Origin of the sequence: Mesorhizobium sp. B2-3-5, assembly GCF_006442395.1 — a bacterium.
GTDB lineage: Bacteria > Pseudomonadota > Alphaproteobacteria > Rhizobiales > Rhizobiaceae > Mesorhizobium.
Window position 1 is genome coordinate 92473 of the sequence record NZ_VFVX01000002.1, and the last position, 25264, is coordinate 117736.

Genomic DNA, 25264 nt, shown 5'->3' on the forward strand with positions numbered 1-25264 from the left:
AAATCCGTGGCTGAGAACTACGACGTCATCATCATCGGCTCTGGTCCCGGCGGTTATGTCGCGGCGGTGCGTTCCGCCCAGCTTGGCTTCAAGACGGCGATCGTCGAGCGCGAGCATCTCGGCGGCATCTGTCTCAACTGGGGCTGCATTCCGACCAAGGCGCTGCTGCGCTCGGCCGAGATCATGCACTATTCGGATCACCTGAAGGATTATGGGTTGAAGCTCGACGGCAAGGTGAGCGCCGACACGGCGGCCGTGGTCGATCGGTCCCGCAAGGTGTCGCTGCGGCTCAATGGCGGCGTTGCCTTCCTGATGAAGAAGAACAAGGTCGACGTCATCTGGGGTGAGGCCAAACTTTCCAAGCCGGGCGAGATCGTCGTGTCCAAGACGGCCAAGAAGCCGATGGAACCGCAGCCGCCGGTGCCGAAGGGCGTCAAGGGTGAGGGCACCTACAGCGCCAAGCATATCATCCTGGCGACCGGCGCCAGGCCGCGCGCGCTGCCCGGCATCGAGCCGGACGGTAAGCTGATCTGGACCTACTTCGAGGCCATGGTGCCGAAGGAGATGCCGAAGTCGCTGCTGGTCATGGGTTCGGGCGCCATCGGCATCGAATTCGCCTCCTTCTATCGCACCATGGGCGCCGAGGTGACGGTGGTCGAATTGCTGCCAGCGGTAGTGCCGGTGGAGGACGCCGAAGTATCGAAATTCGCGCAAAAGCAGTTCGAGAAACAAGGCATGAAGATCATCCTCGAAGCCAAGGTAACCAAGGTCGAGAAGGGCGCGAATTCAGTCACCGCGCATGTCGAGATGAAGGATGGCAAGGTCGAGAAGATCACCGCCGACCGCATGATCTCGGCCGTCGGCGTGCAGGGCAACATCGAGAATCTCGGCCTTGAAGCGCTTGGCGTGAAGACGGATCGCGGCTGCGTCGTTGTCGACGGTTACGGCAAGACGAACGTACCCGGCATCTACGCCATCGGCGATGTCGCCGGCCCGCCGATGCTGGCCCACAAGGCCGAGCATGAAGGCGTGGTGTGCGTCGAGAAGATCGCCAACTTTCCCGGCGTGCATGCCATTGACAAGCTCAAGATTCCCGGCTGCACCTACTGCAATCCGCAGGTCGCCTCCGTTGGTCTCACGGAAGCCAGGGCCAAGGCCGAAGGCAAGGATATCCGCGTCGGCCGTTTCCAGTTCGCCGCCAACGGCAAGGCGATCGCGCTCGGCGAGGACCAGGGCTTCATCAAGACCATCTTCGACAAGAAGACGGGTCAGTTGCTCGGCGCGCATATGGTTGGCGCCGAAGTGACCGAACTGATCCAGGGTTTTGTCGTGGCGATGAACCTCGAAACGACCGAGGAAGAACTGATGCACACTATCTTCCCGCATCCGACGCTGTCGGAGATGATGAAGGAAAGCGTGCTCGATGCCTATGGCCGCGCGCTGAACGCATGATAAATTGCCTGCATGAGACTCAGATGCGCAGGCCGCAGGAGCTCGCTGGCAAAGTAGTTCGTTTCCGGATGCATTTTCACCCATCACACAAGGAGAGGGCATATGCACTTGAATGGCGTCGGCTGGATAGCAGCGATCATCATCGGAGGCTTGGCGGGGTGGCTCGCCGAAATGGTCATGAAGAGCAACACCGGCATCTTCATGAACATTGTTCTCGGCATCGTGGGCGCAATCGTGCTGAACGCGATCCTGCAGGCCCTGAACATCGGCGTCTTCGGGGTCGGCTGGACCGCCTATCTGATCACAGGCTTCATCGGCGCCTGCCTGCTGATCTGGGTAGGGCGCCTGGTGCGCCGCTAGTCGATACCATCTCCGCTATGCAAAAACGGTTGTGGCGGCATGTGCCGCCGCAGCCTTTTTCTTTGTGTTGAAAAGTCCTAGATGACGTGCAAGTGACGATCGCCGGCGGCGGTCGCGAAGAAAACCAGGGTTAAGATGGTCACCGTCCTCGATACGATCGCCAACGCGCCGCGGCTGCGGCATCCCGAGAAGGCGCACAAGCCCGACCAGGAGGTGTTGCGCAAGCCCGACTGGATCCGCGTCAAGGCGCCGGTCTCCAAGGGCTATGCCGAGACGCGGGAGATCGTGAAATCCCACAAGCTGGTGACCGTTTGCGAAGAGGCCGGTTGCCCGAATATTGGCGAGTGCTGGGAAAAGAAGCACGCCACCTTCATGATCATGGGCGAGATCTGCACGCGCGCCTGCGCCTTCTGCAACGTCGCCACCGGCATTCCGACCGCGCTCGACCCTGATGAGCCGGCCCGCGTCGCGCATGCCGTCAAGCAGATGGGTCTTAGCCACGTCGTCATCACCTCGGTCGACCGCGACGACCTCGCCGATGGCGGCGCGCAGCACTTCGCCGATGTTATTCGGGCCATCCGCGTCGCAACGCCATCGACCACGATTGAAATCCTGACGCCCGATTTCCTGCGCAAGGATGGCGCGCTGGAGATCGTCGTGGCGGCCAGGCCCGACGTTTTCAATCACAATCTGGAAACCGTGCCGTCGAACTATCTGAAGGTCAGGCCGGGCGCCCGCTATTTCCACTCGATCAGGCTGTTGCAGCGGGTCAAGGAACTCGATCCGTCGATCTTCACCAAGTCCGGCATCATGGTCGGCCTGGGCGAGGAGCGGAACGAAATCCTGCAGCTGATGGACGATCTGCGTTCGGCCAATGTCGACTTCATGACGATCGGTCAGTATCTGCAGCCGTCGAAGAAGCACCATCCGGTGATCCGCTTCGTCACGCCGGAGGAGTTCAAGTCCTTTGAGACGATCGGCCGGACCAAGGGTTTTCTGCTGATGGCATCGAGCCCGCTGACGCGTTCATCGCACCACGCTGGCGATGATTTCGCCAAGCTGCGCGCGGCGCGCGAAGCCCAGCTCGAGAAATCGCTCTAAATGCATGTCGCCCAAAAGTGACCCCGATTTTGGAAGAACGACATGCATGAAAACAACGAATCTAAAGCGCGTCGCATGAAGCCGTTTCGACGCGAAGTGCTCTAGAGCCGGTTTCATGCCGAAATTCGAAGCCACCCGCCGCGTCGCCCATACGCCGCAGCAGATGTTCGCGCTGGTCGCCGACATCGAGGCCTATCCACAATTCCTGCCGCTCTGCGAAGCGCTGACGGTGCGCTCTCGCAAGGAGCGTGACGGGCGCACCATCCTCGTCGCCGACATGAGCATCGGCTACAAGGCGATCCGTGAGACCTTCACCACGCAGGTGCTGCTGAAGCCCGACGAGAACGCCATCGACGTGAAGTACATTGACGGTCCGTTCAAATATCTGAGCAATGTCTGGCGTTTCGAGCCCGAGGGCGACGGGTGCGTCGTCCGTTTCTTCATCGATTATGAATTCAAGAGCCGCATTCTGGGCGCGCTAATGGGCACCATGTTCGACCGTGCCTTCCGCATGTTCGCCGAGGCGTTCGAAAAGCGCGCCGACGTCATCTATGGTGTCACGCCCTCAGCCTGATGCAGGTCGCCCAACATGCACAACACCAAGCGCGCCGTGGCGCTTTAATGCCGGCCAAGAGCTTTCAGCCCAAGTTCCAGTGCGTGCCTGACCGTTTCGCGGCGAATGAAATCGCGGCCCTTGTCGGCAAAAAGCATCCGTTCTGCAGTGACGATCTTGCCGTTCAGGCCGACGCCGAACCACACGAGGCCGACGGGCTTTTCTATTGAACCACCTCCAGGCCCGGCGATGCCGGTGACTGCCAGGGTTAGCCTGGCGCGCGATCGGGCAAGCGCGCCGGCTGCCATTTCGACCGCTGTCTCGCGCGATACCGCGCCATGCGCGTCGAGTGTGGCGGCGCCAACACCAAGCATGTCCATCTTGGCTTCATTGGAATAGGTGATGAAGCCCCGGTCGACCACCGCGGAGGAGCCGGCGATGTCGGTCAGCGCGGCGATGATCATGCCGCCGGTGCAGCTTTCCGCCGTCGCCACCATGATGCCGCGCTTCCGGCAGGCCTCGAACAAGGCGATTGCCAGCTCGCTATTGCTCATTCCGGCACCTCGCCGGGAAACACCACGCTGGCCGTGGCGATCGCCGCGATGCCCTCTTCGCGGCCGATGAAGCCGAGCTTCTCGTTGGTTGTCGCCTTGATCGAGATGCGGTCGGCGGAAATGCCCAACATCCGTGAAAGGGCTGATGTCATCGCCTGGCGGTGCGGGCCCACGCGCGGCGCCTCGCAGATCAGCGTGATATCGGCATTGGCGATGCGCCCGCCGCGCTCGCGCACCAGTCTCGCCGCGTGTTCGACGAATATCCGGGACGCGGCACCTTTCCATTGCGGGTCGGACGGCGGGAAATGCGTGCCGATGTCGCCGGCGCCGCATGTCGCCAGCAGCGCATCGGTCAGGGCGTGCAACCCGACATCGGCATCAGAATGGCCCGATAGCTTCTTCTCATGCGGAATGGCGACGCCGCACAGGGTGACGTGGTCGCCGGCTTCGAAGGCATGGACGTCGTAGCCGTTACCGGTGCGGATGTCGGGAAAGTGTATAGGCACGTTGGAAAGCCTCTGATGCGCCATGGCGATGTCCCGTGCCCATGTGAGTTTGACATTGTCCGGCGAGCCGGGAACGAGCTTGACTGGAATATGCGCCCATTCGGCGATGGCCGCGTCGTCGGTAAAATCCAGTCTGCCCAGCAGATGGGCCTTGTTGTGCGCGGCAAGGATTGGCCCGTAGGGGAAACCTTGCGGCGTTTGCGCAGCGTGCAGCCCGCTGCGGGAAACAGTCTCCGCGACCACGCCGGAGGTTGATTCTCGCTTGAGCGTCTCGGCGACGGGTAGGGCGGGCAACGCCCCTTCGTGTTCGGTGATGGCGGCGATGGTGCGGTCGATCAATTCCGCGTCGACGAACGGCCGGACGGCGTCGTGAATCAGAACCTGGCTTGGCGCGTGCTCCTTCAGCGCAAGCAACCCGAGCCGGACGGACTCCTGCCTTGTCGGGCCGCCCATGACGGCTGTGACCCGCCCGGCGGCGGCGCCGGCCGCTTGCCGGAACAGCTCATGATCGTCGGCATGGATGGCGACGACGATCCGGCCCGTTCGGGGGTGAGCCAGGAACATCTCCAGCGTGTGCGCAATGACGGCGCGCCCGCCGATGCTTTGGTATTGCTTGGGTCCATTGGTCTGCCCGGCACGCGCCCCGCGGCCGGCGGCGACGATCACCACCCCGACTTCGCCATCCGCCTCCGAAACGTGATTTTCACTTGCGTCCGTCATGCCGATTGGTCCTAGTCGTGGCCAAGGCCGAAGGCCAGCATTTTCCCAATTGCGCCTTAACGCGGAATCATTCCGCGTTGCATATCGTGGCGGTTCTGGCTAGTGAATGTGCAGCGAATGGACATGCTTGGTTTTTGTGCATGGTTAATATGACCAAACTGGCCGCACCTCTCGATATCGGCGGCGTGAGTATCCGCAATCGCGTTTTCCTCGCGCCGATGTCGGGAATTACGGATGAGCCCTTCAGGCGCCGTGCCCATGCGCATGGCGCGGGTCTTGTCGTGTCCGAAATGGTGGCCAGCGGCGAGCTCGCCAAGGGCCGGGCGGGTTTCGACCTGCGCATACGACATTCAGGCTTGCCGGTCCACATGGTGCAGCTTGCCGGCCGCGAGGCGATCCACATGGCCGAAGGCGCGCGTATAGCTGCCGGTGAGGGCGCCGACATCATCGATATCAACATGGGCTGCCCAGCCAAGAAGGTTACTGGCGGCTATGCCGGCTCGGCGCTGATGCTCGACCTCGACCATGCGCTGTCGCTGATCGAAGCCGTGGTCGGAGCGGTCAAGGCGGCGGTGACGGTCAAGATGCGGCTGGGCTGGGACGAAGATGCCCTCAACGCGCCCACGCTTGCGCGACGCGCCGAACAGGCTGGTGTCAAGATGGTAACGGTGCACGGCCGCACGCGCTGCCAGTTCTATCAGGGCAAGGCCGACTGGCGCGCGATCGCTCGCGTCAAAGAGGCCGTATCCATTCCGGTGGTCGCCAATGGCGATGTCTGCTCCCCGGCCGAGGCCGTCGCCATTCTAGAGCAATCCGGCGCCGATGCGGTGATGGTCGGCCGAGCGCATTATGGCGCGCCCTGGATTGCCGGTGGCATCGCAATCGCGGCCGCAGGCGAAAAGGCGACCAACCTGCCGCTGAATCCGGCGGCATTGGCGGACTATGTCGTCGCGCACTACGAGGACATGCTGGCGCTTTATGGTGTCGAAAGCGGCTTGCGCCAGGCGCGCAAGCATCTGGGCTGGTATCTCGATCGCCATGCTGGTGGCGTCGCCGACGACAGCCGCAAAGCGATCCTGACCGCGATCGAACCGGCCCGCGTCATCGCCCTGCTGCGCGATGTGTTTTCGCGCGATCCGCAACCCTTGAAGCTGCGGAGCGCCGCATGAACGCCACCGCTGCCCAGGGAGCTGATAGGACGAATGCCGCTCAGATCGTCCTCAACACCATCCGTCGCCCGGTGATCATGATCAGCGAGGAAGGATTCATCACCTTCGCCAACGCCGATGCCGAGGATTTCTTTCGCTCGAGCGCGACCATGCTGGCGCGCAATACCCTGTCCAAGCTCATTCCCTTCGGCAGCCCATTGCTGACGCTGGTCGACCAGGTGCGCGAGCGGCGGGCTCCAGTCAACGAGTACCGGGTCGACGTGTCGTCGCCGCGCCTCGGCATCGAGAAGGTGGTCGATCTCTACGCCGCGCCGGTGCCGGAATTCCCGGGCTCCGTCGTGGTGATGTTTCAGGAACGGTCGATGGCCGACAAAATCGACCGGCAGATGACGCATCGCGGTGCCGCGCGTTCGGTGACCGGCCTGGCGGCGATGCTGGCGCACGAAATCAAGAACCCGCTCTCCGGCATCCGAGGCGCCGCCCAGTTGCTGGAACTGTCCGCTTCCGACGAGGACCGCGCGCTGACCCGGCTGATCACCGACGAGACGGACCGCATCGTGTCGCTGGTCGATCGCATGGAGGTATTTTCCGACGAGCGGCCGATCGACCGCTACCCTGTCAACATCCATGTCGTGCTCGACCATGTGAAGGCGATCGCCAAGAATGGTTTTGCAAAGAAAATCAAGATTCTGGAGGACTATGATCCATCATTGCCTCCGGTATTCGCCAACCGTGACCAACTCATCCAGGTGTTCCTCAACCTGATCAAGAATGCCGCCGAGGCGATCGGCAGCGACCCACAGGGCGAGATCGTACTGTCGACCGCCTTCAGGCCAGGTATTCGCGTTTCCGTTCCAGGCACACAGGACCGCGTGTCGCTGCCGCTGGAGTTCTGCGTGCGCGACAACGGCTCCGGCGTCTCGGAGGATATCCTGCCGATCCTGTTCGATCCCTTCATCACCACCAAGCCGAACGGCTCGGGGCTGGGGCTGGCGCTCGTCGCCAAGATCGTCGGCGAGCATGGCGGCATCATCGAATGCGATTCGACCCCGCGCGCGACGACCTTCCGCGTCCTGATGCCGGCCTGGAAGGAAACGGCGCATGGCGTCGATCAAGACGCTGAAGGAGACCGCAAATGAGCGCACGCGGCAATATTCTCGTCGCCGACGACGACGCGGCGATCCGCACGGTGCTCAATCAGGCGCTCTCCCGCGTCGGCCACGAGGTGCGCGTCACCTCCAATGCCTCGACATTGTGGCGTTGGGTGGCGGCTGGCGAGGGCGACCTCGTCATCACCGACGTGGTGATGCCGGACGAGAACGCCTTCGACATGCTGCCGCGCATCAAGAAAGCGCGGCCGGAACTGCCCGTTATCATCATGAGTGCGCAAAACACCTTCATGACGGCGATCCGCGCCTCCGAAACCGGCGCCTACGAATATCTGCCAAAACCTTTCGATCTGACCGAGCTCCTCACCATCGTCAACCGGGCGCTGTCGGAGCCGCGGCGGCCGAAGATCGATGCGCGGCCGGAAGAGCAGCCCGAAACGATGCCGCTGGTCGGCCGCTCGGCGGCCATGCAGGATATCTACCGCATGCTGGCGCGCATGATGCAGACCGACCTGACGGTGATGATCTCGGGCGAATCCGGCACCGGCAAGGAACTGGTGGCGCGCGCGTTGCATGAATATGGCCGCCGTCGTGGCGGCCCGTTCGTTGCCATCAACATGGCGGCAATCCCGCGCGATCTCATCGAATCGGAGCTGTTTGGGCACGAGAAGGGCGCTTTCACCGGTGCTCAGAACCGCTCCACCGGCCGGTTCGAGCAGGCCGAGGGCGGCACGCTGTTCCTCGACGAGATCGGCGACATGCCGATGGAGGCGCAGACGCGCCTATTGCGCGTGCTGCAACAGGGCGAGTACACGACGGTTGGCGGCCGTACACCGATCAAGACCGATGTGCGTATCGTGGCGGCCACGAACAAGGATCTGCGCACGCTGATCAACCAAGGGCTGTTTCGCGAGGATCTGTTCTATCGCCTCAACGTCGTGCCACTCAGGTTGCCGGCGTTGCGCGAACGTTCCGAAGACGTGCCCGATCTCGTGCGCCATTTTTTCAAACTTGGCGAGACGGAAGGGCTGCAGACCAAGCGCATCTCGTCCGGCGGCATCGAGCTGATGAAGCGCTATCCATGGCCGGGCAATGTGCGCGAACTGGAAAATCTCGTTCGCCGGCTCGCCGCGCTCTATTCGCAGGATGAGATCTCCGCCGAAATCATCGAGGCGGAGCTGAAGACCGGCGAGCGCCCCGTGGTGCCCGGCGGCGGCAACCTCATTCCCGACGACCTGTCGATCGGCCAGGCGGTGGAGCACTTCCTGCAGCGCTATTTCGCCTCGTTCGCCAGCGAATTGCCACCCGCTGGCCTCTACCAGCGCATCCTGTCCGAGGTCGAATATCCGCTGGTGCTGGCCTCGATGACGGCAACCCGGGGCAACCAGATCAAGGCCGCGGAACTGCTGGGGCTGAACCGCAATACGCTGCGCAAGAAGATTCGCGAGCTGGGCGTCAACGTCTACAAATCATCGCGGCCCGGCTGAGCGCTGCGACATCGCCTCTTTTCGGGGGACTAAGCGGCGAAAGATTTCCGTCGCTGTCACACTTGTTGCATAATCGCCACAATGCATTGCATAGATCGGACGCAATCATTGGCTCTACACGGCGACATGGCCCCCCAGGCACCGACCCTTAACCAACAGCTTTTCAGTGAACCCGGCGCGCGCGACGGGCGCCGCTTGCTGGCGCTGCCCGGCGTGGTTGCGGTCGTCGGCGCGTTGGTCATGGCTGCCATTTCATTCGCCATCCTGGTCGGCGCAACGCCGATCGCGCCTGATGCCAAAACGACCTGGGCGCTGATCGGGCTTAATGCCGCTTTCGTCCTCGTTCTCATCGCGCTGGTCGGACGCGAGGTGCATCGCATCCTCATGGCGCGCCGTCATGGCAAGGCGGCCTCGCGACTGCATGTGCGCATCGTCGCCATGTTCGCGCTGGTTGCAGCCATTCCCGCCATCATGGTGGCGATCATCGCCTCGATCACGCTCGATATCGGCCTCGATCGCTGGTTCGAGATTCGCACCAAGACGATCGTCAATTCCTCGCTGTCGATCGCCGACGCCTATGTGCAGGAAAATGCCCGCAACCTGCAGGGCACGACATTATCGATGGCTTATGACCTCGATGCGTCCCGCACGCTGTATGGTCTTGATCGGACTGGTTTTCTCGATCTGATGAACAAGGAATCCGTGGGACGTGGATTGGCGCATGCCGCGCTGATCAAGCCAGACGGTTCTTTCGTCATGAGCGCCAAGACCGACGCCGATTTCGCCATGCCGGAACCGCCCGAAGGAGCGGTCAGCAGCGCCAGCGACGGCAAGCCGGTTTTGATCGAACCGCGCACCCGCAACATCATGGGCGCCATCGTCAAGTTGCGCGAGATCGAGGGGCTCTATCTCTACACCATCCGCCTTGTCGATCCCGAGGTGATCAAGGCGCGGCAGATCGTCAGGTCCAACACGGACGAGTATCGCAATCTTGAAGATAACAGGCGCACCTCGCAGGTGGCGTTCGCGCTGCCCTACCTGTCGCTGACGTTGATCATCATCCTGTCGGCGATCTGGACCGGCATTGCCGTCGCCGACCGTCTTGTGCGCCCCATCCGCCAGCTCATCGGTGCCGCCGACGAGGTCGCGACCGGCAATCTCGACGTCGCGGTACCCGTCAGGCCTTCGGACGGCGATGTCGCCTCGCTCGGCGACACGTTCAACAAGATGCTGCTGGAGCTGAAATCGCAGCGCAACGAAATCCTGTCGGCAAAGGATCTGATCGACGAGCGGCGGCGCTTTTCAGAGGCCGTGCTCGCGGGCGTCACTGCGGGCGTCATCGGCGTCGATCCCTACGGCATCATCACCATCGTCAACCGTTCGGCCGAATCGATGCTGGCCATCTCCGCCAGTGCCGCGCTCGGCCAGAACCTTTCCACTATTTTGCCTCATGTCGGCCGCGTCTTCGAGATCGGCCGCAAATCCGGCAAGCCGGTCTACCGCGAGCAGGTGACCTTCTATCGCGCCGGCGCCGAGCGGACCTTCAATGTCCAGATCACCATCGAGGCTGGCGACGACGGCTCCGAGGAAAAATCCTATGTCGTGACGGTCGACGACATTACCGACCTTGTCCAGGCCCAGCGCTCTTCCGCCTGGGCCGACGTGGCGCGCCGCATTGCCCACGAGATCAAGAATCCGCTGACGCCGATCCAGCTATCGGCCGAACGCATCAAGCGGCGCTACGGCAAGGTCATCACCGAGGATCGCGAGGTTTTCGACCAGTGTACAGACACGATCATCCGGCAGGTCGAGGACATCGGCCGCATGGTCGATGAATTCTCGGCTTTCGCACGCATGCCCAAACCCGAGATGAAGGCCATAGACCTGCGCGAAGCGCTGCGCGAGGCTTCGTTCCTGGTCGAAGTCAGCCGCGCGGACATCACCTTCGAACGGATATTCGGCAACGAACCGCTCAAGGGCACTTTCGACAGCCGGCTGATGGCGCAAGCCTTCGGCAATGTGATCAAGAACGCCGCCGAGGCAATCGACGGACTGGAACAAAAGGACGGTTCGCACGGCATAATCCGGATTCAAGCCGGCCGTCAGAATGGCGCAATTCGAATCGACGTCATCGACAATGGCAAGGGCCTGCCGCGCGAAAATCGCCAACGGCTGCTCGAGCCTTATATGACCACACGCGAGAAGGGGACCGGGCTTGGTCTCGCTATCGTCAAGAAGATCGTGGAAGACCATGGCGGCAGGCTGGAACTCCATGATGCGCCCGCGGATTTCCATGGCGGTCGCGGCGCTATGATCAGCATCATCCTGCCGCCTGCGGCCGGCGCGCCACCGCGCGGCGAAAGCAGGGCGGAACACGAAAGAGAAACTGAAAAGGTCGGTAATGGCGTCTGATATTCTCATCGTCGACGACGAGGAAGACATCCGCGAGCTCGTCGCAGGCATCCTGAGCGACGAAGGTCACGAAACCCGTACGGCATTCGACGCCGACAGCGCGCTGGCGGCGATCGCCGATCGGGCGCCGAGGCTGATTTTCCTCGACATCTGGCTGCAGGGCTCGCGTCTGGACGGACTGGCCTTGCTCGACGAGATCAAGACCATGCACCCGAACCTGCCGGTGGTGATGATCTCCGGCCACGGCAACATCGAAACAGCGGTCTCCGCCATCCGGCGCGGCGCCTATGACTTCATCGAGAAGCCGTTCAAGGCCGACAGGCTGATCCTGATCGCCGAGCGTGCGCTCGAGACCTCGAAGTTACGGCGCGAGGTCTCCGATCTCAAGCAGCGCAGCGGCGAGACCTTCGACCTGATCGGCATGTCATCGGCGATGAGCCAGCTGCGCCAGACCATCGAGCGCGTCGCGCCGACCAACAGCCGCGTGATGATCGTTGGCCCTTCCGGTTCGGGCAAGGAACTGGCGGCACGCGCCATCCATACGCTGTCGGCGCGCAAGGGCGCACCGTTCGTGACGCTGAGCGCCGCCAACATCACGCCCGAACGCATGGAGATCGAGCTGTTCGGTACTGAATCGAACGGCACCGAGCGCAAGGTCGGCGCGCTCGAGGAGGCCCACCGCGGCATTCTCTATATCGACGAAGTGGCCGACATGCCGCGCGAAACGCAGAACAAGATCCTGCGCGTCCTTGTCGAACAGCAGTTCGAGCGGGTAGGGGGCACTAAACGGGTAAAGGTCGACGTTCGCATCATTTCCTCAACCTCGCAGAACCTGGAAGCCATGATTGCCGATGGCCGTTTCCGGGAGGATCTTTACCACCGTCTGGCCGTGGTGCCGGTCATGGTGCCGGGACTGGCCGAGCGGCGCGAGGATATTCCCTATCTCGTCGACAATTTCATGAAGCAGATCGCCCGCCAGGCAGGCATAAAACCGCGCCGCATCGGCGATGATGCGCTCGCCGTGCTGCAGGCGCATAACTGGCCGGGCAACGTCCGCCAGTTGCGCAACAATGTCGAGCGCCTGATGATCCTGGCGCGTGGCGACGATGTCGATGCGCCGATCACCGCTGACCTTCTGCCTTCCGAGATCGGCGATGTCATGCCGCGCACGCCGAATCAGTCCGACCAGCACATCATGGCGCTGCCGCTGCGCGAGGCGCGTGAACAGTTCGAGAAGGACTATCTGATCGCCCAGATCAACCGGTTTGGCGGCAACATCTCCAAAACCGCCGAATTCATCGGCATGGAACGCTCAGCACTGCATCGCAAGCTGAAGTCGCTGGGCGTCTGACATCCAATCAGCCGCGCCTGGGCCAAGCATTTGCCAGTTACGGCAAAGGCGGAATCACATAAGAAAGCCCGAGAGTTTTCCAGGGGTCGCCGATGCCACGCATTGCCTATGTCAACGGGCGCTACGTCGCTCATGCGGACGCCGCCGTGCACATCGAGGACCGCGGCTACCAGTTCGCCGATGGCGTCTACGAGGTCTGCGAGGTGGCCCGCGGCTTCATCGTCGACATGCCGCGCCACCTTGCCCGGCTCAACCGCTCGCTGACCGAACTGTCGATCGCCTGGCCGGTCACACGCAACGTGCTGCCGCTCATCCTGCGTGAAGTGGTGAACCGCAACAATGTCGTGAATGGCTTGGTCTATGTCCAGGTGACGCGCGGCGTCGCCAGCCGCGACTTCGTCTTCCCTTCGGCGGACACCAAGCCGTCCCTGGTGGTGACCGCGAGGAAGGCCGATCCCGCCGCAGGCACCAAACGCGCCGAAACTGGCATTGCCGTTATCACCGTGCCCGAGAATCGCTGGGATCGCGTTGACATCAAGAGCGTCGGCCTGCTGCCCAACGTCCTGGCCAAGCAGAAGGCGAAGGAAGCCGGCGCGCAGGAAGCCTGGTTCGTCGACGCCGATGGCAACGTCAAGGAAGGTGGCTCGTCCAACGCCTGGATCATCACCAGGGATGGCGTCCTGGTCACGAGGCCGGCCGAGCACGGCATCCTGCGCGGCATCACCCGCACCACCATGTTCGAGGTGGCGGCCAAACTCGGCTTGAAGATCGAGGAGCGTGGCTTTTCCGTCGCCGAAGCCAAGGCGGCAAAGGAAGCCTTCATCAGTTCCGCGACGACAATCGCGATGCCTGTCGTGGCTATCGACGGCGATCCGGTCGCCAATGGGCACCCCGGATCAATAACACTTTCGTTGCGGCAGGCCTTTTTTGACATTGCGGAAAAAAGTCCAGCCTGATAACCGCACAGGTGGAATGAACATCAATATATCTCGTTCTGCTTGTCGTTACTGACGGCAAGACGGTGTTTGCGCGCTTGACATGTGCCCGACAATTTGGCGCATTGGCTTGCAAACCGAAGGGGATCGGCGAAAGACAAGAACAATGGCGGAACGATCGCAAAACCTTCAGGACCTGTTCCTGAATTCAGTTCGCAAGAGCAAGAACCCGCTCACCATCTTTCTCATCAACGGCGTGAAGCTGACCGGCGTGGTCACTTCGTTCGACAATTTCTGTGTCCTTTTGCGCCGCGACGGTCACTCTCAACTCGTCTACAAGCACGCCATTTCCACGATCATGCCGAGCCAGCCGGTTCAGATGTTCGATGGCGAGGAAAGCCAGGGCGCCTGATTGGCACGCGAGAAAGACGCGGACGGCACGATTCGCGGAAAACCAGCGCACCATCCCGGGACGGAAGCCGGGGGTCCAACCCGGGCCGTTGTCATCGTGCCGGTCCTTACCCGCCAGCCGCGCAGTGATGACGAAACCAATCGTCCGCGGCTGACGCGTTCGGCCGACGCGCGCCATGACGAGGCGGTCGGCCTCGCCAGCGCCATCAATCTCGATCCGGTCCATACGGCTGTGGTGACCGTCAACGACCCGCGTCCGGCGACCTTGCTCGGCAGCGGCAAGGTCGAAGAGTTCGCCGAAATCGTCAAGGAGAACCACGCGGAGCTGGTCATCGTCGACCATCCGCTGACCCCGGTGCAGCAGCGCAATCTGGAGAAGGAATTCAATGCCAAGGTGCTGGACCGCACCGGCTTGATCCTGGAAATTTTCGGCGAGCGCGCCCGCACCAAGGAAGGCACGCTGCAGGTCGAGTTGGCGCATCTGAATTACCAGAAGGGCCGGCTCGTGCGCAGCTGGACCCACCTTGAACGCCAGCGCGGCGGCGCCGGGTTTCTCGGCGGCCCCGGCGAAACGCAGATCGAGTCCGACCGGCGGCAGCTGCAGGAAAAGATCATCAAGCTGAAGCACGAGCTGGAAACAGTGCGGCGCACACGCGACCTGCACCGGGCCAAGCGCAAGAAGGTGCCGTTCCCGGTGGTGGCGATTGTCGGCTACACCAATGCGGGCAAGTCGACGCTGTTCAACAAGCTGACCGGGGCGGGGGTGTTGGCGCAGGACATGCTGTTCGCCACGCTCGATCCGACCCTTCGCCGCGTGCGCCTGCCGCATGGCACGCCGATCATCCTGTCGGATACTGTCGGCTTTATCTCGGACCTGCCGACGCATCTGATCGCCGCTTTTCGTGCCACTCTGGAAGAGGTGGTCGAGGCCGATCTCGTCATCCATCTGCGCGATATTTCCGATCCCGACACGGCAGCGCAAGCCGAGGACGTCGAGCGCATCCTGGCGGATCTTGGCGTCGATGCCAGTGACACGAAGCGTGTGATCGAAGTCTGGAACAAGATCGACCGGCTCGACGAAGGCAACAGGAGCCGGCTGCTTGCCGATGCGGCCGACGGCATCAAGGGTCCGCCGATCGCTGTATCGGCGGTGACCGGCGAAGGCATCGAAGCGCTGAAGGCGATCATCGAGACACGAATGGCGGGCGAGATCGAGGACCTGACGGTGACGATCGAGCCAGCCCAATTCGGCCTTGTCGATTGGCTTTATCGCAATGGGGATATCGTTTCGCGAACCGACAATGACGACGGCAGCGCCACCATCTCGCTCAAGGCCACGCGGAGCGCCCGCGAAGAGATAGAGAGCCGATTGCGCCGCAAAAACAACGGGTAACCCAGAGCAATTCCAGGAAAAGTGTAGCCTTTCCCGTCTGGAGTTGCTGGCCTATAGGCCTATTTTACACGCTTCGCTTCCTGCCAGAGTGCTTCCATCTCCGCCAGACCGGCGTTTTCCAGCGTGTTGCCGGACTTTTCCAGGGCCAGCTCGACATAGTGGAAGCGCGACCGGAATTTTTCGTTGGTGCCGCTCAACGCGGCTTCCGAATCGAGCTTGAGGTGCCGGCCGAGGTTGACGACGGCAAACAGCATGTCGCCGAACTCATCCTTGATCGACGCCGTATCGCCCTTGGCCAGCGCTTCGCGCAGTTCGCCGATCTCTTCCTCGATCTTGTCGAGGATGGGGGCCGCCTCGCTCCAGTCGAAGCCGACGCGGGCTGCCTTTTCCTGAAGTTTCAGCGCCCGCGTCAAGGCGGGCAGGGCAACTGGAACGCTGTCCAGAAACCCCTTGCCATTGTCTTCGGGGTCGAGGCCGCGGTCGAGGCGGGCCTGCCGCTTCTCAGCCTTCTCCTCGGCCTTGATCTTCTCCCACATGCCCTTCGCCATGCCGGCGCTGCGGGCCTTTTCGTCGCCGAAAACGTGCGGGTGGCGGCGGATCATCTTGGTGGTGATGGCCTGGACCACGTCGCCGAAGGTGAATTCGCCGGCTTCCTCGGCCATCCGCGCGTGGTAGACGACCTGCAGCAGGAGATCGCCGAGCTCGTCGCGCAGATCGTCGAGGTCGCCGCGCGCGATGGCATCCGCCACCTCGTAGGCTTCCTCGATCGTATAGGGGGCGATGGTCGAGAAATCCTGCTCGACATCCCACGGGCAGCCCGTCTTCGGCGCGCGCAACGCCGCCATGATCTCGATCAGGCGCGAAATATCTTTCGATGGCGTCATGGTACGGATGCTATCCTGCGGCCGCCGCGCGGCCAATGCTGTCAGCCGGCGAGGGCGCCTTGTCCACTGGTCAGCCGCTTCAGTCGAGCACGGAAACGATGGCCTTGGCGAGGTCATCCATTCCGTCTTCAGGCAGCCCGGCGACATTGATGCGGCTGTCGCCGACCATATAAACGCCGTGCTCCGTACGCAGCCGCTCGACCTGCGCTTCCGTGAGGCCAAGCCGCGAGAACATGCCGCGGTGGTTGGCGACGAAATCGAAGCGGTCGGAGTTGGACTGGCGGCGCAGCGCCTCCGCAAACTGGACACGAAGGCGGAGCATGCGCAGGCGCATCTCTTCCAGCTCTGCTTCCCAGTCGGCACGCAAGGCGGCGTCTTCCAGCACGATGCGCACCGTCGCCGCCCCATGGTCCGGCGGCATCGAATACATGGCACGTGCCGCCGACAGTATCTGGCTCATCGCCACATCGGCCTGCGCGCCGTCCTTGGCCAGGACCATTGCCGCACCGACACGATCGCGGTAGACGGCAAAATTCTTCGAGCAGCTCGACGCGACAACCATTTCGGGAACTTTCGCCGCCAGCAGCCGCAAGCCGAGGGCGTCGGCCTCGAGACCGTCACCGAAGCCCTGATAGGCGATGTCGACAAACGGCAGCAGGCCGTGCTCGACGACCAGTTCGGCAACGGCAGCCCACTGGACAGCATCAAGGTTGGCGCCGGTCGGGTTATGGCAGCAGCCATGAAGCAGCACCACGTCGCCGCTCGTGGCCGTCCGCAGCGCCGCCAGCATGCCGTCGAAACGAACCGCGCCCGAGGCCGCATCGAAATAGGGGTATTCGCGGATCTGCAGCCCGGCGGCGCGCATCACCGGCATATGGTTCGGCCAGGTCGGGTTCGACAGCCAGACGGTTGCGTCCGCGCGCGTCCGCTTGAGCAGTTCCGCCACCAGCCGCAGCGCACCGGAGCCGCCGGGCGCCTGTGCCGCACGAATGCGCGACATGTCCGCGCCCGGGCCGAAGGCGAGCTTGGCCATCACCGTGTTGAACCCGGTGTCGCCGGCTAGTCCAAGATAGGTCTTGGTATCCTGACCTTGCAGCAGCCGCTCTTCGGCTTCGCGCACGGCACGCATCACCGGCGTCTTGCCGTCGCGATCCTTGTAGACGCCGACGCCGAGGTCGACTTTGTTGGGACGCGGATCCGCGCGATAGAGGCCGATCAGGGCAAGAATCTTGTCGGCGGGAGCTGGCTGAAGATCTTCGAACATCGCTATGGTTCCGTTGGCGCGGCGGAGTGATACGCAAATCGAACGCGCTTCACCAGCGGTTTTGGTTACATCAAGGCAAAAACCGGCACCTGACCGTGCCGCTTTCAACGGCTCCAGGGAACGCTCTATGCTCGTGAGGCTGACGATGATCTGCAACGGTGCCACGGCCGCGACCCGGCAGGGTGCGTTCCCGGAGGATGAGCCGCTGGAGCCGCGATCGCTAACGCTGGCGAAGGCTATGCGCGGAATATTGCGCCGTGCCGACCGCGTGTGGACAGCCCCGGCGCTTCGTGCCCGGCAGACCGCCGAGGCGCTGGTGTTGGACGCATCGGTTGAACCGCTTCTGGCCGATCAGGACCACGGCCGCTGGGCCGGCCGGCGCTTCGCGCACGTGCGGGCCGAGCAGCCCGCGGACATCACCGCCTGGCTCACGGACCCCAATGCGGCGCCGCACGGTGGCGAGTCGCTTGCCGATGTCTCCGGCAGGGCCTCGGGCCTGATGGGCCGACTGATCGCCCAGCATGGGCACACAATCGCGGTGACGCACGCCAGCATCATCCGCGCCGCGATCCTGCATGTGCTTGGTGCGCCGCTTACCGCCGGCGGGAAGATCGACATCGAGCCGCTGAGCATCACCGAGTTTCGCAGCGACGGCCGCAGGTGGGTGTTGCGTGCCTGCGGGGTAACTGCCCCAAAACCGGCAAAGTCGCTCCAGACCTGATGTGGGTCGGAACCCCGGGGTGAGGCGAGGCGGTCGATCCACTTCGGCAATCCCAGCGAATAATAACAGCGCGGATGGGATCAAAATCCCCACACGCTCCGTAAACAGGGCATGAAACGGTCGATGCCACGCTTCGATATTGTTGGACAGCTCGGGCCGCTGCGGCGCTACGCGCAGTCGCTGACGCGCGACAGCGCGGATGCCGAGGATCTCGTGCATGATGCGCTGGTGCGCGCCTATGAGCGGCGCGGCACCTTCCGCTCCGGCGGAAATCTGCGGGCATGGCTGCTGTCGATCGTCCACAACGCGTTTGTCGACCGCATGCGCTCGCGCCGCTCGGAAGCGGTGCGCGTCGAACAGGCCGGATATCTTGCCGACGCCAGCACACCGGCGCCGCAGGAGCATTCGGTGCGCCTGGCGCAGGTGCGGGACGCCTTTTTCAACCTGCCGGAAGAACAGCGTTCGGCGTTGCATCTGGTCGCCATCGAAGGGCTTTCCTATCAGCAAGCTGCCAATGCCACCGGCGTGCCGCTGGGCACGCTGATGTCGCGCATCGGCAGGGCGCGCGCCGCCTTGCGCCAGATGGAAGACGCCGCCCCGGCGCGCGGCAAAAATCATCTCAGGATTGTGGGAGGCGACACATGACCGCTCTTGTCGACCCCGTGACCGACACCGATCTCGACGCCTATGTCGACGACCAGCTCGATGTCACCCGCCGCATAGAGGTGGAGGCTTTCCTGTCGACGCGACCGGAGGCGGCCGCGCGCGTGATGTCGGATCTCAGGACCCGCGATGAACTGCGTGTTGCGCTCGCCGGCTCCAAAGGCATGGCGCGGCCGGCGACCGCCGACGCGGCGCGGCGGCTGGAGAGAGGGCTCGCGCGCGGCCGCATCTTCGGCGTCTTGCAGCGCGCTGCTGCCGTTGCCGCCTTCGTTGCCGCCGGTTGGCTGGCGAACGGCATCATCGGTCCAATGTCTGTAACCAAGGTCATCGCTTCGCCGCAGCCGCCCGCCTATGTCGACGAGGCGGTGCGCGCGCACAGGACGACTTTGGTACGCGAAACCATGCCGTCGCAGCCGGAAGCGCCCGATTATAATGCGGGCGAGATTCGTGCGGCAACCGCGATCGTCATGCCGTCGCTACCCAAGGAGTGGAAGGTGCGCGACGTGCAGATCTATCCGTCGCGCTTCGGCCCGAGCGTCGAGATGGCGGTCGATACCACGGACATGGGCCTGGTGTCGCTGTTTGCGATCCGGCCGGGAACCTTCGATGTGGTCAAGCCGACCGTTGCACCCTCGGGCGATATTTCCGCGGCCTACTTCCAGATCGGCGAGGTCGCCTATGCGGTGGTCGCGCGCAGCGGGGTTCATGATCTCGACCGCGCCGCCGAGACGCTCGCCAGAACGCTTTACTGACCGGTCCACGCTTTACCGACTGATTCACAAAGGAGAACCCAATGAATACCCCCAATCTGGGATACCGCGTGGGCACCGGCGCCCAAACCGGTGCCATGTACGACGAGGGCCTGCGCCAGCACATGCTGCGCGTCTACAACTATATGGGTCTCGGCCTCGTGGTCACCGGCCTGGTCGCCTTCATGGTGTCGTCGACGCCGGCGCTCTATGTGCCGATCTTCTCCAGCCCGTTGAAGTGGGTGGTGATGCTGGCGCCGCTCGCCTTCGTCATGCTGCTTTCGTTCAAGATGCAGACCATGTCGGCGGCAAGCGCGCAGGCGATGTTCTGGGCGTTCTGCGCGGTGATGGGTCTGTCGCTCGCCTCCGTGTTCCTGGTCTTCACCGGAACCAGCATCGCGCGCACCTTCTTCATTGCCGCCACGATGTTCGGTGCCACCAGCCTCTATGGCTACACGACCAGGCGCGACCTGACGCAATTCTCGTCGTTCCTGATCATGGGCCTGATCGGCGTGGTGATCGCCAGCGTCGTCAACATCTTCCTCGGCTCGACCGCGCTGCAGTTCGCCATCTCGGTCATCGGCATCGCCGTCTTCATCGGCCTGACCGCCTGGGACACGCAGACGATCAAGGAACAATATGCCGAGAATTTCGATGCCGAATCTCGGCAGAAGCTAGCCGTCTTCGGCGCCTTCTCGCTCTATCTGAACTTCATCAACATCTTCCAGCTGCTGCTGAATTTCACCGGCGAGCGCGAATAACGACTGTCCGCTGTGGGCAAGGGCGAGGATTATCGTCCTTGATGCGGAGAGGTGGCCGGAGGATTTCTCCTCCGGCCACAATTCGTTCCGGCAAGACCCGGCTACATCTTGAGTCCCCGAGAGCTTTTGCTAGTCTGCGCCACACCAGCCTTCAACATCGCGCGAGGACATGTGGCAGACAGCCAAACGCTTCATGGCGACGGCATCTCGGTTGTTGTAGCCGGGCAAGGCGCCGAACTGGTTTCGCTACGGGATGCGCGGGGGTTTGAGTTCCTGTGGCAGGCCGGACCAGCCTGGCGCCGCCATTCTCCAGTGCTGTTTCCGATCGTCGGCCGCCTGAAGGGCGACCAGCTGCGCCATCGCGGCAGGACCTATCCGATGACGCAGCACGGCTTCGCGCGCGACAAGCTGTTCGAGTGGGCGGAAACGGGCCCCCGGTCCTGTACGTTGGTCCTCACCGACGACGCCGATACGCGCGCGCACTACCCCTTCGCCTTTCGGTTGGCTGTGACCTACACGCTGGAGCGCCAGCAGCTCGGCGTGGCCATCGGGATCACCAACACCGGCGACGAGCCGTTGCCGGCCTCAATCGGCGCGCACCCGGCATTCAACTGGCCGCTGTTGCCGGAACTGCCCAAGGATGCCTACCGGCTGACCTTTGCCGAGGCCGAACCGGCGCCGATCCGCCGGCTCAAGGATGGCCTACTGCTCCCGCAGTCGTGGCCAACACCGATCAGGGGCAAGACATTAACGCTCTCCGAACGGCTGTTCGACGACGACGCCGTCATCCTGGATCAGCCTGCCGGCACCAGCGTGCGCTATGCCGCCGAGCATGGTCCAGCGATCGAAGTGTCATGGCAGGGATTTGAGGAACTGGGCATCTGGTCAAAGCCAGGCGGTGCACCGTTCCTGTGCATCGAACCGTGGCATGGCATCGCAAGCCCGGTGGGGTTCGACGGCGAGTTCAGCGACAAGCCCGGCCTCATGCTGATCGAGCCGGGCGTGAAGCGTTCGCTGAGCTATCGGATCCGGCTGGAGCAGGGGGCTCGCTGATCGGCGGGCAACCATCCAGAACCAACGCCGCGGGGTACCCAATCAAACTTGGCTTTATCGGCACAGGCGCGCTCACTTCAGCCATTGTTACATGCCGAAAAAGCCCCGAGGCAGATGTGGAGGCTTAGAATTATTGCTGGCACCGTCAAAAACCGACCCGCGATGCAACGTCTGCTGCCACCAGGCGACACCGCCAATGTCGATTGATAACAGGTCCTGCGTTCTCGATGTCAGCCGTCAGGCCTCGGCGTTCGGCACTGCTCGGTTCGAAACCTTCCTGCGGGGCCGGAGCGGATAGCCGATCTGTCCGAAATAGCTGGCAGGGATCGGATCATCGACGCCATACTTTTCCGGCGCCTTGTTGCCGGTGGCATTATAGGTGCCGAACACCACGTCGAGGAGGGGCAGTTGCCCAGCGAAGTTCTTGTCATAGGCTTCGCGCTGGTTGGCATGGTGCCAGCGATGGAATTGCGGGCTGGCGATCAGCCACTTCAAGGGGCCGAACGGAACCCGCAGGTTCGAATGAACGAGCATCGTGTGCCCAAAGTAGATCATCGAAAAGACGGCGATCGAGGCTTCGGAGAACCCGAGGAGAAAGATCGGCGTCAGCGATATCGCCTTTGTGACAATCGCGTCGACCGGGTGGGAATGGAAAGCGCCGAGCCAGTCCAGTTCCTCAATGCCGTGGTGAACCGCATGGAATTTCCAAAGCGCGGGGATTTTGTGGAAGGCCCGATGTGCCCAATAGACGCCGATATCGGTGATCAGGATGATTTCAGCAACCTGCAGCCAGACGGGCTGACCACTGACGGCTCGCGTCACCGATTGTGGGACAAGGACTGCGGCGACGTGGAAGATGCCGGCCGCCATCAGGACCATGGCCATCTTTATGATGAAGGCGTTGAACATCAGATAGATCAGATCGACATCCAAGCCCTTGCGAAAGATCTTTTGCGGCCGCTCGGCGAACACATGCTCGAACGGAATGAAGATCAATGCGCAGATCAGCAGCGCCTTGATGCCAAAGATATCCATTCACCCGCCTCTATCGCCTTGTCTGTCGCCGACGCGGCCTGCGCCTGGGCTTCTGAACAGAACCACATCTCTCCTTTCCAAAGGCTTGATATTGGGGCTTCGGGACTATGTTTCTAACGGGGCAATGCGAGAGCGGCGGACGCCACTGTCACATAGGTGTCGCAACAGGGGGATATCTGGCGAGCGCGCGGTTGGCGAACGCAGCGCGACCCGCGTCCTCCCAGGACTAACCCCTCCGGTTCCCTGCCGGTGGGGTTTTCTATTTCAGGTACCATCTTGGCAGCCGCGAATGGTCCTTGCTATTGTAGTCTTACGGTCAGCACAGGACATCCCATCATGGACGCAAGTGAAATGAGTGCGATCGGCGACACCCTCATGAGGATCGTCACGCCCGACATGTCTCCCAAGCAGCTTGTCAAGGCAGCTCAGAAAGCGCATCCCAACGCCTCGAAGAAGGACATTGCGAGAGCGGCCTTCTTTTCGATCATCGCAAACGCGGATCAGGATATCGGCAAGGCCAAGAATCTGCAGGCATTCGCGATCGCCGAGCGCACCCAGCAATCCGACTGAGCAATCGCCTGGTGCGTCGCGCGGGCTTGCCATCGCCGCGCCCTTATCGCCGCGGATTGCTGCGGCTGTGCAGGATGGCGATGAGAACTCGTCTACGCCTTAACCCTCCAAGATGCTAACTGAAGATCAGCCGGAACTCATTGAAATCGCACCTGGTTTTCGGCTAGCTTGTCCTGCTCTGTCAGGCTCTTCTGACTGTTTCGGAGACGGTAGCTCACGACGCCGGGCCTGTTCTCACTGGTTAAGGAGCGTTCTGCCTCTTCTAAACAATAGCGGTAACCTTACATGAAATAGGGCTTCTCGCCGTCGGTCCCCGGCTTGTTGACGCCGACATTGCCGCGCACATGCAGGTCCGGCGCGCGGATGATCTTCACGATCAGATCGGCCACGCTCTTGCGACCGTGCCCTTGAACGGCTCATCGCGCCGTGTCAGCTCATAGTCCACTTCATTCTCATCCATCAGCCAGGCGGGGCGGATAACGGTGTATTCCAGCCCCGATGCCTCGATGGCATCGGCGGCGCGGCGGAAGGGTTTCAGGTCCTCGCCGATCATTGCGTTGTTCCATTCGCCGAACTTGCCGGGAACCTCATCGTAAATTCCCAGTGACAGGATGAAGATCAACCGATTGACTCCCGCCGCCTGCATCGTGGCGATGACGCTTTTTGCCTGTGCATCGAGGTCTTCGCCGGTCAGGTTGGCATAGACGATGTCTTGTCCTTTCACCGCCGCACCGAGTTGCGTGGCATCGAGGACGTCGCCCTGTATGACGGAAGCATTGGCGGGCACTTCCACCAGCTTGGCGGCGTTGCGGGCGAACAGCGTCAGCCGCACATCATCCTCGTCGGCCAACATCCCGATGGCATGGCGGGCGATTTGTCCGCTTGCGCCGAGAATAAGCACCTTCGTCATTTTTCTTCTCCTCATGAAACTGTCTTGAGCAGGCTCGAAGGCCGATCGCGCCTGTCCTATGCGACGTGCTCATTGGCACCAGAGCTCATCTCCGGCCCCATCCATTCGCCAGGCGGACGAGCAGGACCGGCTGATATCCTCGATCAAAGATGCTTATTCGGCTGCGTCGCGTCGGCGTGCGGCGACCGGCTCGTCCAGATGCTTCTTGAAGAACGGAATAAGCTTTTCGAGCGCCATGCCCACCGGCTCGGGCTTGTCGTAGAGGTCGTAATGCGACCAGTCTTCCAGCGAGACCAATTGGCGGTCCTTCGAGCCGGTCGCGCGGCCATATATCTCCATACCGTCGCGATAGGCTCCGAAGGCACCCACCTTCTGGCCGACCACCACCATGACGGGCTGCGTGAGGAGCGTCTCGGCAAAGGCGAACGCGTCCCAGGCGAGCGTCTTCTGCGCATGTGAGAATAGCATCTTGGTCGCACCACCCGGCTTTTGGCCGCGCGGCGTCTTGTAGTAGTCCGTCGCCTCGAAAACGTCCCGCTCGGTCAAGCCGTTCTCGGTGGCTTGCTCCGGGCTGGCGGGCAGCAACTCATTGACTTGAAGCTCGCCGCCTCGGACCTCCCTGGTTCGTTGCGCCGCCATCGCTTCGAGCGCGCCGAGCGGATCGTATTGGCTGAAGCCCTCACGGAACAGCCGGCCGATGTTCACGCCAGTGATGCTGACCACGGCCTTGATGCGCTTTTCGGTCAGGGTGGCATTCACCGCATAGCCCCCGCCGCCGCAGACGCCGAGCACGCCGATGCGGTTTTCATCGACATAGGGAAGCGTCACCGCATAGTCGATGACACGGCTGACATCCTCGACCCGCTGCGTCGGGTCCTCGATCCAACGCGGCGATCCGCCGGATTCGCCTTGGAAGCTAGCGTCATAAGCGATGACGACGAAGCCCTGCTCAGCGAGCGCCTTGCCGTAGACATTGCCCGAGGTCTGCTCCTTGCAGCTGCCGAATGGATGAACGCTGATCATTGTCGGGAATTTCTTCGACTCGTCGAAGCCCGGCGGAAACAAGATGTTCGCCGCGATGTGCCAGGCCATGTCGGGGTTTTGGACTTGGACGGATTTCATGGTGTGCTCTCCTGACTTA

25 protein-coding genes are annotated in these 25264 nt (G+C 62.5%); 18 read left to right on the plus strand and 7 right to left on the minus strand.

Annotation, left to right across the window (positions count from 1 at the left end; translation table 11 throughout):
* Window positions 1–6 precede the first annotated feature (6 nt).
* The 4 genes from lpdA to FJ958_RS03245 all read left to right on the plus strand — a co-directional run bounded on the left by lpdA (window position 7) and on the right by FJ958_RS03245 (window position 3487).
* On the plus strand, window positions 7–1452 hold the full coding sequence (lpdA, locus tag FJ958_RS03230; RefSeq protein ID WP_140606857.1) for a dihydrolipoyl dehydrogenase: 1446 nt from the start codon (window positions 7–9) through the stop codon (window positions 1450–1452).
* 102 nt (window positions 1453–1554) lie between these two features.
* Window positions 1555–1812, plus strand: a complete 258-nt coding sequence (locus FJ958_RS03235) for a GlsB/YeaQ/YmgE family stress response membrane protein (RefSeq protein WP_140698868.1) — start codon at window positions 1555–1557, stop codon at window positions 1810–1812.
* Between the two features lie 135 nt (window positions 1813–1947).
* Entirely contained in the window at window positions 1948–2913 is a 966-nt protein-coding gene (gene lipA / locus FJ958_RS03240; RefSeq protein WP_140739343.1) for a lipoyl synthase, read from the plus strand.
* Window positions 2914–3028: 115 nt separating this feature from the next.
* Window positions 3029–3487, plus strand: a complete 459-nt coding sequence (locus FJ958_RS03245) for a type II toxin-antitoxin system RatA family toxin (protein WP_140739346.1) — start codon at window positions 3029–3031, stop codon at window positions 3485–3487.
* A 44-nt stretch (window positions 3488–3531) separates the two neighbouring features.
* On the opposite strand, the gene FJ958_RS03250 is transcribed toward FJ958_RS03245, so the two are convergent.
* Together FJ958_RS03250 and FJ958_RS03255 are read right to left on the minus strand one after the other, a co-directional pair.
* Window positions 3532–4020 (minus strand): CinA family protein, encoded by a 489-nt coding sequence (locus FJ958_RS03250; RefSeq protein ID WP_140739349.1) that lies wholly within the window; start codon window positions 4018–4020, stop codon window positions 3532–3534.
* Window positions 4017–5246 carry a bifunctional 2-C-methyl-D-erythritol 4-phosphate cytidylyltransferase/2-C-methyl-D-erythritol 2,4-cyclodiphosphate synthase gene (locus FJ958_RS03255; protein WP_140739352.1) on the minus strand — a complete coding sequence of 410 codons (1230 nt, stop codon included), beginning with the start codon at window positions 5244–5246 and terminating at the stop codon, window positions 4017–4019. Before FJ958_RS03255 ends, FJ958_RS03250 begins: the two co-directional genes overlap by 4 nt.
* A gap of 140 nt (window positions 5247–5386) precedes the next feature.
* On the opposite strand from FJ958_RS03255, the gene dusB reads away from it, so the two are divergent.
* The 8 genes from dusB to hflX all read left to right on the plus strand — a co-directional run bounded on the left by dusB (window position 5387) and on the right by hflX (window position 15513).
* Window positions 5387–6415, plus strand: coding sequence for a tRNA dihydrouridine synthase DusB (gene dusB / locus FJ958_RS03260; RefSeq protein ID WP_140739355.1), 1029 nt, complete (start codon window positions 5387–5389; stop codon window positions 6413–6415).
* Window positions 6412–7554 carry a nitrogen regulation protein NR(II) gene (locus FJ958_RS03265; RefSeq protein WP_140739358.1) on the plus strand — a complete coding sequence of 381 codons (1143 nt, stop codon included), beginning with the start codon at window positions 6412–6414 and terminating at the stop codon, window positions 7552–7554. Before dusB ends, FJ958_RS03265 begins: the two co-directional genes overlap by 4 nt.
* Window positions 7551–9011 carry a nitrogen regulation protein NR(I) gene (gene ntrC, locus FJ958_RS03270; protein WP_140739361.1) on the plus strand — a complete coding sequence of 487 codons (1461 nt, stop codon included), beginning with the start codon at window positions 7551–7553 and terminating at the stop codon, window positions 9009–9011. Before FJ958_RS03265 ends, ntrC begins: the two co-directional genes overlap by 4 nt.
* A gap of 126 nt (window positions 9012–9137) precedes the next feature.
* On the plus strand, window positions 9138–11423 hold the full coding sequence (locus tag FJ958_RS03275) for a PAS domain-containing sensor histidine kinase (RefSeq protein WP_181176265.1): 2286 nt from the start codon (window positions 9138–9140) through the stop codon (window positions 11421–11423).
* Window positions 11413–12774 carry a sigma-54 dependent transcriptional regulator gene (locus tag FJ958_RS03280; protein ID WP_140606866.1) on the plus strand — a complete coding sequence of 454 codons (1362 nt, stop codon included), beginning with the start codon at window positions 11413–11415 and terminating at the stop codon, window positions 12772–12774. The genes FJ958_RS03275 and FJ958_RS03280 overlap by 11 nt, the downstream gene beginning before the upstream one ends.
* Window positions 12775–12866: 92 nt before the next feature.
* Entirely contained in the window at window positions 12867–13730 is an 864-nt protein-coding gene (locus tag FJ958_RS03285; protein ID WP_140739365.1) for a D-amino-acid transaminase, read from the plus strand.
* A gap of 145 nt (window positions 13731–13875) precedes the next feature.
* A complete protein-coding gene (gene hfq / locus FJ958_RS03290; RefSeq protein WP_006202172.1) occupies window positions 13876–14121 on the plus strand; it encodes an RNA chaperone Hfq in 246 nt (81 codons plus the stop codon).
* Complete coding sequence (gene hflX / locus FJ958_RS03295) at window positions 14122–15513, plus strand: GTPase HflX (protein WP_140739368.1); 1392 nt, start codon at window positions 14122–14124, stop codon at window positions 15511–15513.
* 59 nt (window positions 15514–15572) lie between these two features.
* Here the strand turns inward: hflX and mazG are convergent, their stop codons facing one another.
* The gene (gene mazG, locus FJ958_RS03300) at window positions 15573–16397 is read right to left on the minus strand and encodes a nucleoside triphosphate pyrophosphohydrolase (protein WP_140739371.1); all 825 of its coding nucleotides are present in this window, start codon (window positions 16395–16397) and stop codon (window positions 15573–15575) included.
* 79 nt (window positions 16398–16476) lie between these two features.
* Window positions 16477–17661, minus strand: a complete 1185-nt coding sequence (locus FJ958_RS03305; protein ID WP_140739374.1) for an amino acid aminotransferase — start codon at window positions 17659–17661, stop codon at window positions 16477–16479.
* Window positions 17662–17788: 127 nt separating this feature from the next.
* On the opposite strand from FJ958_RS03305, the gene FJ958_RS03310 reads away from it, so the two are divergent.
* The 5 genes from FJ958_RS03310 (at window position 17789) to FJ958_RS03330 (ending at window position 21608) form a co-directional block, all read left to right on the plus strand.
* A complete protein-coding gene (locus FJ958_RS03310) occupies window positions 17789–18382 on the plus strand; it encodes a histidine phosphatase family protein (protein ID WP_140739377.1) in 594 nt (197 codons plus the stop codon).
* A gap of 123 nt (window positions 18383–18505) precedes the next feature.
* Entirely contained in the window at window positions 18506–19027 is a 522-nt protein-coding gene (locus FJ958_RS03315; protein ID WP_181176266.1) for a sigma-70 family RNA polymerase sigma factor, read from the plus strand.
* On the plus strand, window positions 19024–19797 hold the full coding sequence (locus FJ958_RS03320; RefSeq protein WP_140739382.1) for an anti-sigma factor: 774 nt from the start codon (window positions 19024–19026) through the stop codon (window positions 19795–19797). Before FJ958_RS03315 ends, FJ958_RS03320 begins: the two co-directional genes overlap by 4 nt.
* A gap of 41 nt (window positions 19798–19838) precedes the next feature.
* Entirely contained in the window at window positions 19839–20555 is a 717-nt protein-coding gene (locus FJ958_RS03325; RefSeq protein ID WP_140739385.1) for a Bax inhibitor-1/YccA family protein, read from the plus strand.
* A 171-nt stretch (window positions 20556–20726) separates the two neighbouring features.
* Window positions 20727–21608: an aldose 1-epimerase family protein gene (locus tag FJ958_RS03330; RefSeq protein ID WP_140739388.1), complete on the plus strand. Its 882-nt coding sequence runs from the start codon at window positions 20727–20729 to the stop codon at window positions 21606–21608.
* Window positions 21609–21845: 237 nt separating this feature from the next.
* Here the strand turns inward: FJ958_RS03330 and FJ958_RS03335 are convergent, their stop codons facing one another.
* Window positions 21846–22643 (minus strand): sterol desaturase family protein, encoded by a 798-nt coding sequence (locus FJ958_RS03335; RefSeq protein WP_140739391.1) that lies wholly within the window; start codon window positions 22641–22643, stop codon window positions 21846–21848.
* 336 nt (window positions 22644–22979) lie between these two features.
* Between FJ958_RS03335 and FJ958_RS03340 the strand changes: the two genes are divergently transcribed.
* Complete coding sequence (locus FJ958_RS03340) at window positions 22980–23213, plus strand: hypothetical protein (RefSeq protein WP_140606901.1); 234 nt, start codon at window positions 22980–22982, stop codon at window positions 23211–23213.
* 376 nt (window positions 23214–23589) lie between these two features.
* Here FJ958_RS03340 and FJ958_RS03345 read toward each other — a convergent pair whose 3' ends face one another.
* On the minus strand, window positions 23590–24123 hold the full coding sequence (locus tag FJ958_RS03345; RefSeq protein ID WP_246679473.1) for an NAD(P)H-binding protein: 534 nt from the start codon (window positions 24121–24123) through the stop codon (window positions 23590–23592).
* 153 nt (window positions 24124–24276) lie between these two features.
* Window positions 24277–25245 (minus strand): alpha/beta hydrolase, encoded by a 969-nt coding sequence (locus FJ958_RS03350; protein ID WP_140739394.1) that lies wholly within the window; start codon window positions 25243–25245, stop codon window positions 24277–24279.
* Window positions 25246–25264: the final 19 nt, after the last annotated feature.